Raw genomic sequence first — 11608 nt, 5'->3', positions numbered from 1 at the left:
CGCAGCGGCGACCATGCTGGCCGTCGCGCTGCTGACCGGCTGCGGCGAGCCGGCTGGCGGCCCCGGCGGTCCCACGGGCGGGACGCGCGACATGGCGGCCCGCCTGCTCGCGCTGGCCGACTCGGCGGATCCGCTGCTCGACGAACAGCTCAACACCGCGCGGCTCCGATATCTGACCGACCTGCCTCCCTCGCCGGACGGCGCGGAGATGCTGGTCCGCGCCGCGAACGCCGCGCGCGAACTCCTGAATGCGGGGCACACCCAGCCCGCCCTCGAACAACTCATCTTCGTCGACCAGACGCTGGAAGGGATACCGGCCGAGCCGTTCCCCGGCTTTCGCCGCTCCATCGAGGAACTCATCGGGATCGCCTTCCTGCGCCTCGGCGCAGAAGTCGTCTGCCCCGCCTCGGGACCCGCCGCGGGAACCGTCGAACCGGCTCTGGAGCGCTCACCGTGCTGGCCCGCCGTGCCCCCGGGCGATCCCGTCCTGGTCTCCGATTCGGCGCGCGCGGCGCTGAATGCGGCGATCGGGTGGCACCGGTCGCTCCTGCAGCTGCGGCCCGACGATCTTCGGGCCCGCTGGGTCCTGAACCTGGCCGCGATGACGGCCGGTACCTGGCCGGACAGCGTCCCTCCGGAGTACCGGCTCCCGGAAGCCGCGCTGGGGGGATCCGGAGACCTCGCCCGCTTTGACGATGTGGCTGCGCGGGTTGGTCTCGACGCGGTCTCGCTCTCGGGCGGTGCCATCGTCGATGATCTCAACGGCGACGGCCTGCCCGATGTCATGACGTCCTCCCGCGGGCTCCGGCACCAACTCCGCTACTTCGAGAGCGATGGCGAGGGCCGCTTCGTCGACCGCACGGCCGAGGCCGGACTCGTCGGGCTACTCGGCGGACTCAACCTCGTCCACGCCGACTACGACAACGACGGCGATGCGGACATCTTCGTCCTCCGCGGCGGCTGGCTCGTGCAGCCGTACCCCAACTCACTGCTGCGCAACGACGGCGGCTTCTTCTCGGACGTGACGCGGGAGGTCGGACTCTACTCCGAGCACCCGACGCAAACCGGCGCGTGGGCCGATTTCGACGGCGATGGCTGGCTCGACCTCTTCATCGGGAACGAATCGAGGGACAGCCTCACACACCGCAGCGAACTCTACCGAAGCCGGGGCGACGGGACCTTCGAGGAAGTGGCCGCGGAGGTCGGCATCGAGGTAGCCGACTTCGTGAAAGGCGTGACCTGGGGGGACTATGACAACGATGGCCGCCCCGACCTCTATCTCTCCATCCTCCACGCCTCCAACCGCCTGTACAGGAACCTCGGACCCGACGCCGATGGTGGCGGGTGGGCCTTCGCGGACGTGACCGAGCGGGCCGGCGTCGGGGAACCGCTGGCGAGTTTCCCGACCTGGTTCTGGGATTTCGACAGTGATGGCTGGCTGGACATCTACGTGGCGGGCTACGCCGCGCAGACGGCCGACATCGTGCGCGAGATGACGGGGGAACCGTACGCCGCCGCGCTCCCACGCCTGTACCGGAACCTGGGGGATGGCAGCTTCGCCGACGTCACGGCCGGGCAGGGGATCGACCGAATCATGTACGCCATGGGGTCGAACTACGGCGACCTCGACAGCGACGGCCGGCTCGACTTCCTCGTCGGCACGGGCGACCCGGACCTGCGGCAACTGATGCCGAACCGGATGTTCCGCAACCTCGGGGACCGCTTCGTGGAGGTGACCGGCGCTGGCGGCTTCGGGAGCCTGCACAAGGGACACGCCGTCTCCTTCGTCGACATCGACAACGACGGCGACACCGACGTGCATATCCAGCTTGGTGGCGCGAACGAGGGAGATCTCTCGCCCAACGCCCTCTACGAGAACCCGGGGTTCGGTAACCGCTGGATCGCCCTCACTCTGGTGGGAGAGCGGGCCAACCGGTCCGCGATCGGAGCCCGGATCACCGTGACAGTCGAGGGGCCGGACGGGGAGAGACGGATCCACCGCCGGGCCGGCACCGGCGGGAGTTTCGGCGCGAACCCGCTCCGCCAGGAGATCGGTCTCGGCCGGGCGACGCACATCGAGTCCGCCGAGATCCGCTGGCCGGGCTCAGGTACCGTCGATCGGCTCACCGGCCTCGCTCTCGACCGCGCCTACCGCGTTGCGGAGGGCACCGGGACCGCCGAACCGCTGGAGAGGCCCCGGATCCGCCTCGGCGGCGGCTGACCCAAGAACGAAGAATCCACCTGTCGTACCCGTCCGCCCCCTCTGTTTTGGGGGCGATTTCCCCCTGTTGCACCCCCAAGTTGTGGTGAAGGCCTGAACGGATACCCGCAGGATCACCAGAATCTGGAGGCAGGTGCCGTGGTGCCGGAGCGAACAAACGCGTGAAGGGCGCCCGAGATGCGTACGACCGGATCCTGGCGTCGCTCAACGAGGCCGCTCTCGACGACACACGTTGGCCCGAGACCGAACGCCTGATCAGCGAGACTGCGCAAACGAAGGGCAGTGGCCTCGCGTTGCTCGGAGGCCAATCTCAAACTGATGGGGTGGCCTTCCTCACGCGGCTCTCCCTTCGCGGACAACGCCGCGAGGATTGGGAGCGCAGGTATTTCGAGGAATACTGGCTCGAGGACGAACGCGTCCCGCGGGTGCTCAGACTCGATCACGGCGAGTTGGTGCACACAGGAGACCTGTATACGGAGGCGGAAAAGAAGAGTTCGCCCACGTACAACGAAGCGTTACCCGATACGAAGAGCCAATACGGTCTTCACGTTCGGCTGGACGGTCCGGAAGGCCTGCACGTCGTTTGGGTTGTCTGCGACTCTACCGAAGACGGGGGCTGGGGCACCGACCAGATCAAGCTGATCCAGCGCCTTGGGCCACACGTGGGCCAGTTCGCCCTCGTGCGCCATGCGTTGGCCGAGGCCGGGATTACCGGTTCGTCCGCGCCCGGGTTGCTGGACAGCACGCGCTTCGGCGTCATTCAGATCGATCGCCGCGGACGGATCATGACGGCGAACGACCGAGCCCTGGAGATTCTGCGCAAGGGCAATGGTCTGTTGGATCGGGAGGGCTTCCTGCGTGCCCGGATTCCAATGGAGAACGCCGAGCTGTCTCGGCTGCTGGACAGGGCGCTGCCGCCCTTTGGCGTCCAGGGCGCCGCCGGATCGATGATGGTCTCGCGCTCCTCCTCCTCCTCGTCCTCCCTGCCCCGGCTTGCTTTGCACATCAATCCGGTGGGTGACGAGTACCCGCACTTCAGGACACGCAGGATCGGCGCGCTGCTTCTGATCGTGGATCCGACCAGCGGGCCCCGGATCGACCCTGCGCACGTGGCGCCCGGTTTGGGCCTTACGCCGGCGGAAAGCCAGCTGGCGGTGGCGTTGGCCGCCGGAGAAACGCTGCACGGCATAGCTCGGTCGACGGGGCGTACAGAAGAGACCGTCCGCTGGCACCTGAAGCAGATATTCCGCAAACAAGGTATTTCCCGGCAGGTGGATCTCGTGCGCCGCGTGCTCTCGCTCGAAGGGTTTGTCGATCCGCCACGGTAGTACGCCCGTGCGGGTTGAATGAGCTGACGGCGGCGTCACAGGCCGGGACGAGAGAAGGCCTTCCGGACGACTCCGCCCCCTTATTTTCTGTGTTCACGCTCTGCTACGGGTATCTTGTCACGGGCACAACCGATCAAGCTCTCGAGGCGCCAACCGTGACGGAGGCAGCGAAGACATCATGAATCAGTCGGACTCTTTCGAACGCATCCTGGCGGTACTGCAGGAGGCCGCGCTCCACGGTGCAGCTTGGCACCAGGCGGATCGCCTGATCAGCAAGATCGCCGGAACTAACGGAAGCGCTCTGATGTTCGTGGAGGCGAAGTCTCCAGCTGCCGCGGCGGTGTTGCTGGCTGAGTTCAGTTTTTTCGGGCGACGCCGGGAAGACTGGGAGCGCAGATATTTCAGGCACTACTGGCTGCAGGACGAACGAGTGCCGCGCGTAATCCGACTGCCAAGCGGGCGCGTGGTCCGCACCAGGGATCTCTACACCGCCCGGGAGAAGCAGACATCGGCCACGTACAACGAGGCGTTGCCCGAACTCAAGTGGCAGAACGGGCTCCAGGTCCGGCTGGACGGCCCGCAGGGATCACACGTCTCGTGGACCACTTCCGACACGACGCAGCCGGGAGGTTGGGGGTCGGATCAGATCGGGTTGATCGAACGTCTCGCTCCCCACGTACGTCAGTTCGCGGTCGTGCGCCACACCCTGGCCGAGGCCGGAGTCGAGGGCACGTCCGTCACCCGGCTGCTCGACAACACCCGAGTCGGCGCCATCTATCTCGACCGGCGCGGTCGGATCCTGACCACAAACGACCGAGCCCTCGGGATCCTGCGGCAGGGCGATCGCCTCCTCGATCGGGATGACCTCCTGTGTGCCCGGAGTCCGACGGAGAACTCCGAACTTTCCCGCTTGTTGGCCCGCGCCGTGCCTCCCTTCGGCGCCCGTGGTTCGGCCGGCTCGATGATGATCGGGCGCTCCTCAGCGACGCCGCTGGCTCTTCACGTCACTCCGGTGTGCGATGGGTATCCGTCCTGCGGCAAGCGGCGGATTGCCGCACTTGTCATGGTCGTGGACCCGGCCGGCCGGGCTTCGGTCGACCCGGGTCTGGTGCAGGCGGCCCTTGGCCTTACGGCGGCGGAAAGCCGACTGGCAGTGGCGCTGGCCGCCGGCGACACGCTTCAGGATATTGCACGGGCAAGTGGAGGTGCGGAAGCGACCGGGCGGAGGCTCCTGGAGGAGATCCTGCGCAAGCAAGGCATTTCGAGAGAAATGGACCTGGTGCGGCGCGTGCTGACTCTGGAGGGTTTCCCCCACCTGTCCGGCTGAATCGCTCGCCGCCCACCGCGACGATCCTCGCGTAAAGCGTCGCGTGTCGTTCATGCCCCCCTATTTGAGGGGCGCAATCCCGATGTTAGCCCCCCAAATTTGGAGAGGCGGCCAGAGGAACCGGGAACCCCCAGGACACGCGGGCGGTAGTAGGCGACGACTACCGCCACAACCGGGAGGGGGCATGAAGTTGAAAGACTCGTTCGAGCGTGCGCTGGCTTTGGTGCACGAGGCCACACTCGACGATACGCGTTGGTCCGAGGCGAGCCGGCTGATCAGCGAAATCAGCCGGACTCGAGGCAGTGCCCTGGTCTTCACGGAAGGGACGCGTCGCGAAGGGCCGCGTTTCTTCTTTACCCAGATGCACCTCGACGGACAGCGTCGGGACGACCTGAGGGATGAGTATTTCCGCGACTGCTACGAGCAGGACGAACGCGTCCCCCGCATCCGGCGGATTCACCACGGCAGACTCGTCCACACGGGCGATCTCTACACGGATCGGGAGAAGGCGACCTCCCGCACCTACAACGAAGCGCTCCGCCGCGCCAAGGCGCAGGGCGGCCTCAACCTGCGGCTGGCGGGGCCGCGGGAATCATTCATCCTGTGGTTGTTCCTCGACCCCTCCGGACAGGGGGAGTGGGACACCGATCAAATCGCAATCATCAAGCGGCTTTATCCGCATGTGCGCCAGTTTCTGCTGGCGCGTCAGGTGCTGGTCGAGGCCAGGGAGGTCAGCGCGTCGCTCACCGGACTGCTCGACAGCAGGCGACTGGGCGTGATCCAGCTCGACCGGCAAGGACGTATCGTTGCGGCGAACGACCGGGCTCAGGACGAACTGCGAAGCGGCGACCGGTTGATCGACCGAGCCGGATCCCTGGGCGCCCGCGTGCAAGCGGAGAGTGCAGAACTCTCACGGTTGCTGGGACGGGCGCTGCCACCGTTCGGTGCGCAGGGGCTTTCCGGATCGACGGTAATCGGGCGCTTCTCCACCAAGGGGCCGCTGGCCCTGTACGTCTGTCCGGTGGGCGACGAATCGCCCTCCTTCGAGGCACTCCGCCCCGCCGCACTCGTTCTCATCGCGGATCCGGCAAGCCGGGTCCGGGTCGATCCCGACATGGTGGCCGACATGCTCCGCCTGACGCCGGCGGAAGGCCAATTGGCTGCATCGCTGGCCACGGGCCAGACCCTGCTTGATATCGCCGAATCGACAGGCCGCACGGAGCAGACCCTGCGTTGGCACCTGAAGCAGATCTTCCGCAAACAGAATATTTCGCGCCAGGTGGACCTGGTGAAACGCGTTCTGTCGCTGGAGGGCTTTCCCGATTCTCGCCGCTGACGTCGCTGCTAGGGTCCGCCCTCTCCCTTGAGGATCAGGAGCGTGTCGATCGCCGAGGAGAAGGTGCCGAAGTCGGCGGCACCCCTGAGAGCCACGCTGTCGCCCAGGATGAAGTAGGGCGTGCTCGAGATCCCGGCCTGCGTGACGCTGGTGTAATCGCGGAGCACCAGCGGGGCGAGGGTACTGTTTCGGACGCACGAGCCGAAGGACTCGGTGTCGATGTCGATCTCGTCCGCGTAATCGATGAACAGGGCGTAGGGATCGGCCGCCCCGCTCCACTCGTCCTGACGCTCGAACAGGATGTGGTGCATGGGCCAGAACTTGCCCACGGCCCCCGCGCAGTAGGCGGCCTCCGTCGACACGAAAGCCTGCGCGTGTCCGGGGTTGGCGTACGCGATCCACAGGTAGCTGACCTTGCCCTCGGCGATGTAGGCACTGTCGATCTTCGTCAGCGTCTGCTCGTGGAACTGCCGGCAGAAGGGGCACTGGAAGTCGGATATCTCGACCACGCGAACGGGAGCCCCCTCCTCCCCCTTGATCCGGCTGCGGTCTGCGCGCTCGCGGGCCACCTGGGCATCGGGCGGGATGACGGAGCGCTCCTGCGTGCTCGCGGCCTCCGCGGCGCAGCCCGCGCCCGCGAGGGCGATACCGGAAAGCAGGCCGGCAGCGCTTGCGATAGATCGGAAACGAGATGTGGCGTTCAACCCGGTTCTCCCGGTGAGAGGTCGGTGGCGGCCCGATGGAGCGCTTCGAGCACCTCGTCGAGGTGGCGCTCCTCCGTGTGAACGCTCCCGACGGACAACCGTACAGTATAGCGTCCATCGAGTTCCGTGTGCGAGAGAAAAGAGCGTCCCCCCGCGTTGACCCTCCGCAGGATATCGCGGTTCCAGCGGTCGGCCCCTTCCGGGTCGCCCTCCAGTTTCGCGCGGAAACAAACGGTGCTGAAGGAGACGGGCGCCGCGAGTTCGAACACGCCGCCGTCGACGAGTCGCGCCGCCGCCGCCGCGGCCATCGCGATATGCGAGCGCATCGTCTCGGCGAGCCCGTCCGTACCCACGCACCGGAACAGCACCCACAGCTTGAGCCCGCGAAAACGGCGGCCGAGCGCCAGCCCGATGTCCATGAGGTTGGTCTCGTCGTCCTCCGATTCGAGGTAGGTCGGGGTGAGGGCGAGGGAAGCCCGGAAGGGGGCCGAGTCCCGGTAAAGGAGCACCGAACAGTCGAGCGAGGTGCCGAGCCACTTGTGGGGGTTGAGGACGACCGAATCCGCTGCCTCCCATCCGCTGAAGAGAGGCCGCTGTTCGGGAAGCATGGCCGCGGGTCCCGCGTACGCGGCATCCACGTGAAGCCAGACCCCGTATCGGTCGGAGATCGATCGGAGGGCCGGGACCGGATCGATGCTCGCCGTCGAGGTGGTGCCGATCGTCGCGCACACCATGGCCGGCCGGATCCCTGCTTCCAGGTCCTCCGTGATGGCCGACTCCAGCGCTTCCGGACGCATGCGAAAGGCGGCGTCGGTCTCGATGCGGCGGAGAGCGCGGCGGCCGAGCCCGGCGGCCATGGCCGATTTTTCCACCGAAGAGTGGGACTGCTCGGAAGTGTAGACCGCGAGGGCGGGTCCGCCAGCAAGCCCATGGTCTCGAACTCCGGCCCCGGCGCGCTCGCGGGCGGCGAGGAGAGCGGTGAAGGTGGCGGTCGAAGCAGTGTCGAAGATGAGCCCTGAGAAGGACTCGGGGAGACCGACGGCCTGGCGCAGCCAGTCGACTGCGGTTCGCTCGACTTCGGTCGCGGCAGGCGAGGTTCGCCACAACATTGCGTTTACGCCGATGGCGGCGACGAGGAGTTCCGCCACGATGCTCGGTGCGCGCGTGGAACTCGAAAAATAGGCGAGAAAGCCAGGATGATTCCAGTGGGTGAGACCGGAGGCGATGTGCTCGTCGAAGTCGGCCAGCACGCGCTCAAAGGGATCCGCGGAGCGGGGCGGCGCGCTCCCCAGCGCGCGTCGCACGTCCCCGGGCGCGACGGCGGGAAACACCGGCCGCTCCTCGACGTGGCTCCGGTAGTCGATCGTCCATTCCGCCGCTTTCCCGAGCGCCGCCCGCAGGGTCTCCGCATTCCAGTCCGAAGCTGCGGTTGCAGCGGCCTCGCGGCCCGCTGGATCGGTGTGGTCCGGCATGCAAACTCCTGACTCCAGGGAGTCGCTGTGGCTTCTGTTGGCCGATCTCCAGGTTGCGATCGAGGAGGAGATCGAAGCGGTCACGGCGAACCTCTCGCGCCGTCGGCTGGACAGGCCGATTCCCGCACTCTCCGGACGCTCCAGGGGAGAGGCGGGGACGGGTTATCGCTACGCCTTCCAGATCGCGGGGGGAACATACGACATCCGCGCCGATGACCGCGTCCGCATCCACAGCGGCGGGCGGGACGCGCTTGGGGTTGTCCTCCGTTTCGACCGTACCCTGGGCCTCCTGCAGGCTGTGAGCACCGAGTGGCTCGGAGAACGGCTCGACGGCGCCGAACTCGAGTTCGATCCCACCTGGCTGCTGCGCGAACTGTCCGCGCGACTGGCCGAACTCGGACAGGATCCGGAGGACTTCTTCCCGGACACGGTCCTGGGGGCCTTCGGCCGCGTGCCTCCACGTCTTGGCCGCGATGCCCCGCGACTGTCCTCCTCGGAGGACCTGAACGAGCCGCAGCGGGACGCCCTGGAGCGGGTGCTGGGAAGCAGCACCCAACTGGTCTGGGGCCCGCCGGGTACCGGCAAGTCGCGCCTCGTGGCGCGCGCCGCGCTGGAGCTCGCGCTGCGCGGACGGGTGCTCGTCGCGGCGACGACGAATGGCGCGGTGGACGAGATTGCGCGTCGCCTGGCCTCCATTGCGGATCCGGCCATGCTCGATCGCGACCGGATCATCCGTGTCGGGTTCGATCTGGGCGCCGCGCCCGACACCCGCCTCGACCTGGGCGCGGCGCTGGCACGGCGGATCGAGGGCGGGGCCGGCGGCGTGGACCGCACGCTCGCGGACCTCGAGGGGCGGCTGACGACGGGCCCGTCGTCAGGGTCGCGCGAGGATGCTTCCGGCCTCAATCCCTACGCCCGGGCAGGACGCCTGCTCTCGCTCGCTCGTTCGCGCGGAGATGCGGAGGCCGCGCGCAGCCTGGGCCGCACCATGCTCGAGATCGCACGCCAGGCGGAGCGCGTGCTGGAGGAGGCGGACATCGTCCTCACCACCTTCGCCCGGCTCTCGATCCGGGAGGAACTCCGCGACCTGAGGTTCGAGTCCCTGCTCATCGACGAGGCGAGCACGGCGCCACTCCCCTACGTGGCTCTGGCCGCTTCGAGGGCTGCCGGACCCGCCATCGCCGTCGGCGACTTCCAGCAGCTCCCGCCGGTCGTGTCGAGCACAGCCCCGGCGGCGGCGCGATGGTTACGGAGGGACCTGTTCAGGGAAGCGGGCGTCGTGGACGAGTCCGGGCCGTGCGACGTACTGCCCTCTCCCAACGATGGGTTGTGCGCGATGCTCGATCTCCAGTACCGGATGGCGCCCGACATTCGTGAGCTGGTGAGCGAGTTCTTCTACGGCGGACGGTTGCGAGACGCCCCGGAGGTCGCGAAGCGCGTGGCGAGGGGCGCCGCTCTCATCGTTCTCGATACGAGCGGTCTCGATCCGCGGGTCGAGCGCGTGGACGGCTCACGGCGGAACCGGGCTCACGCCGAAGCCGTGGCCGACTACCTGGCCGCGGCGGCCCGGGATGGGGTCGACGACATCGCGGTGGTCTCGCCCTACCGCGCACAGACCCGTCACCTGCGCGATCTCATCCGGCGTCGGCTCGGTCGCGCCGCCCCCGCCGATCTCGAGGTGAGTACGATCCATCGCTTTCAGGGCCGAGAGAAGCGTCTCGTCCTCATCGACACGGTGGATGCACCCCCCGGGCGCAGCTGGTTCCTGGATGAGCGGCGGAACCGGGACTTTCCCCGGCTGCTCAACGTCGCCCTCTCACGGGCGCGCGAGAACCTCGTCATCGTCGCCAGCGTAGCCGGTCTGCGTCGCACTCTGCCGGACGAAGCGCTCCTGAACCGCCTGCTCCGCCACCTGGAGCAGTCGGGCTCACGCATCGACGCCGCTCCCACGGATCTCTGGCACGGCCAATGACCAAATTCCCGTTTTCCCTTGCGAATCATTACGGAAAACGGACATCGGAACAATGAATTTTTGAAAAAAATGCTGCTGGCAGAGATTGGTTCTTGACGGCCCAAAAAAATCTTTTTAGAATCAGGGAGTGCTAAGGGAGGCGGCACCGACCGACCGGAGGTCGAGGCCGAAGACCGCACCGCGAGTTGCCCGACGCGAGATCGCGAAACCGGGGCGCGAGTCCCGGGCCAGAGGAAGCGGAGTTTCGGCAACGGAACGAGGCGACCGAAAGCAGAGGGATCGAGCACAGCTGGTCGGGCGGACGGTACCAGGCTCGGTGAGGTTCTGGGAGACCGCGCAAGCTACCAGGACCGGCGGTGGTTGGCCGTAAACAAGCCTCTTCACTCAGCCCCTGACACCTTCGGGTGGCCAAGGGCTGAGTGCATCCATCCCGTCTCTCGCTTCTCCCGCCTTACGTTGCCGGCCCGGCCCGAGACATGCGCTTTCGTCCTCTCGAGCGGTGCTCGGCGAACGGTCGGGCGAGCAGGACCCGATGTACTCCGCAGCGGTCTGCGGAGCAGGGGCTTCCGCCGTTCCGGAACTGACTCGTCGCAAGACGGTGATTCACAGACGTGGATCACGCAGTTTTTTCGAAAAACATGATGTTGAAATATTGTCCATATCTTGTCCAAAAAACGTGGATGTTGTGGCACGGAGCGGGACACGCGCCGGAGGGAGTCGCTCGGGACTCAAGGCTGTCGCATCTTTTCGGGGCACACCGTTTTCCACGCTTTGTGGAAAACCGGCACTGGGGACGGCAACCGGGCGGCGCCATTGCGAGTCGTGATTCAACGAGTCAGCCGGGCCCGGGTCCGGGTCGGAGGCGAGACCGTGGGCTCGATCGGTCGGGGGCTCGTCGTTCTCGTGGGCTTCGCGCCGGACGATTCGGATGCGCAGATGACCTGGATGGCCGACAAGCTGTGGGGCCTCAGGGTGTTCGCGGACGACGAGGGCCGCATGAACCGCTCGGCTCGCGACGTTGGCGGAGCGCTTCTGATCGTGTCTCAATTCACGTTGTACGGGGACGCGTCCCGGGGTCGCCGCCCGTCCTTTACGGGGGCCGCGCGACCCGAGGCCGCCCGCGCGCTGTATGACCGCTTTGTGGAGTTGTGCCGGGCGGGTGGTGAGGTCGCGGAAGGGGAGTTCGGGGCGATGATGGACGTGGAACTGACGAACGACGGTCCGGTGACTCTTCTGGTGGACCGCTGA

General features: G+C 67.2%; 8 protein-coding genes. 6 read left to right on the top strand and 2 right to left on the bottom strand.

From position 1 onward, the window contains the following. Nucleotides 1-13 precede the first annotated feature (13 nt). The 4 genes from ACOOGH_RS09680 to ACOOGH_RS09665 all read left to right on the top strand — a co-directional run bounded on the left by ACOOGH_RS09680 (nt 14) and on the right by ACOOGH_RS09665 (nt 6212). Nucleotides 14-2221, top strand: coding sequence for a CRTAC1 family protein (locus tag ACOOGH_RS09680; RefSeq protein ID WP_420448715.1), 2208 nt, complete (start codon nt 14-16; stop codon nt 2219-2221). Between the two features lie 161 nt (nt 2222-2382). Continuing rightward, entirely contained in the window at nt 2383-3549 is a 1167-nt protein-coding gene (locus tag ACOOGH_RS09675; RefSeq protein ID WP_420448714.1) for a helix-turn-helix transcriptional regulator, read from the top strand. A 178-nt stretch (nt 3550-3727) separates the two neighbouring features. Continuing rightward, the gene (locus tag ACOOGH_RS09670; RefSeq protein ID WP_420448713.1) at nt 3728-4876 is read left to right on the top strand and encodes a helix-turn-helix transcriptional regulator; all 1149 of its coding nucleotides are present in this window, start codon (nt 3728-3730) and stop codon (nt 4874-4876) included. 184 nt (nt 4877-5060) lie between these two features. Then, a complete protein-coding gene (locus ACOOGH_RS09665; protein ID WP_420448712.1) occupies nt 5061-6212 on the top strand; it encodes a helix-turn-helix transcriptional regulator in 1152 nt (383 codons plus the stop codon). A gap of 8 nt (nt 6213-6220) precedes the next feature. On the opposite strand, the gene ACOOGH_RS09660 is transcribed toward ACOOGH_RS09665, so the two are convergent. Both ACOOGH_RS09660 and ACOOGH_RS09655 read right to left on the bottom strand, forming a co-directional pair. Further along, complete coding sequence (locus tag ACOOGH_RS09660; protein ID WP_420448711.1) at nt 6221-6916, bottom strand: DsbA family protein; 696 nt, start codon at nt 6914-6916, stop codon at nt 6221-6223. Beyond that, nucleotides 6913-8388, bottom strand: a complete 1476-nt coding sequence (locus tag ACOOGH_RS09655; RefSeq protein WP_420448710.1) for a pyridoxal phosphate-dependent decarboxylase family protein — start codon at nt 8386-8388, stop codon at nt 6913-6915. The genes ACOOGH_RS09660 and ACOOGH_RS09655 overlap by 4 nt, the downstream gene beginning before the upstream one ends. Between ACOOGH_RS09655 and ACOOGH_RS09650 the strand changes: the two genes are divergently transcribed. Then, nucleotides 8387-10360, top strand: a complete 1974-nt coding sequence (locus ACOOGH_RS09650; RefSeq protein ID WP_420448709.1) for a DEAD/DEAH box helicase — start codon at nt 8387-8389, stop codon at nt 10358-10360. The two genes, ACOOGH_RS09655 and ACOOGH_RS09650, sit on opposite strands and share 2 nt — an antisense overlap. Nucleotides 10361-11173: 813 nt before the next feature. Next, nucleotides 11174-11608 carry a D-aminoacyl-tRNA deacylase gene (gene dtd, locus ACOOGH_RS09645; RefSeq protein WP_420448708.1) on the top strand — a complete coding sequence of 145 codons (435 nt, stop codon included), beginning with the start codon at nt 11174-11176 and terminating at the stop codon, nt 11606-11608.

Source organism: Candidatus Palauibacter sp. (assembly GCF_965213655.1).
Lineage (GTDB): Bacteria > Gemmatimonadota > Gemmatimonadetes > Palauibacterales > Palauibacteraceae > Palauibacter.
Note: the sequence above shows the minus strand (reverse complement) of the source record. Positions and strands in the feature narration are given on the sequence as shown.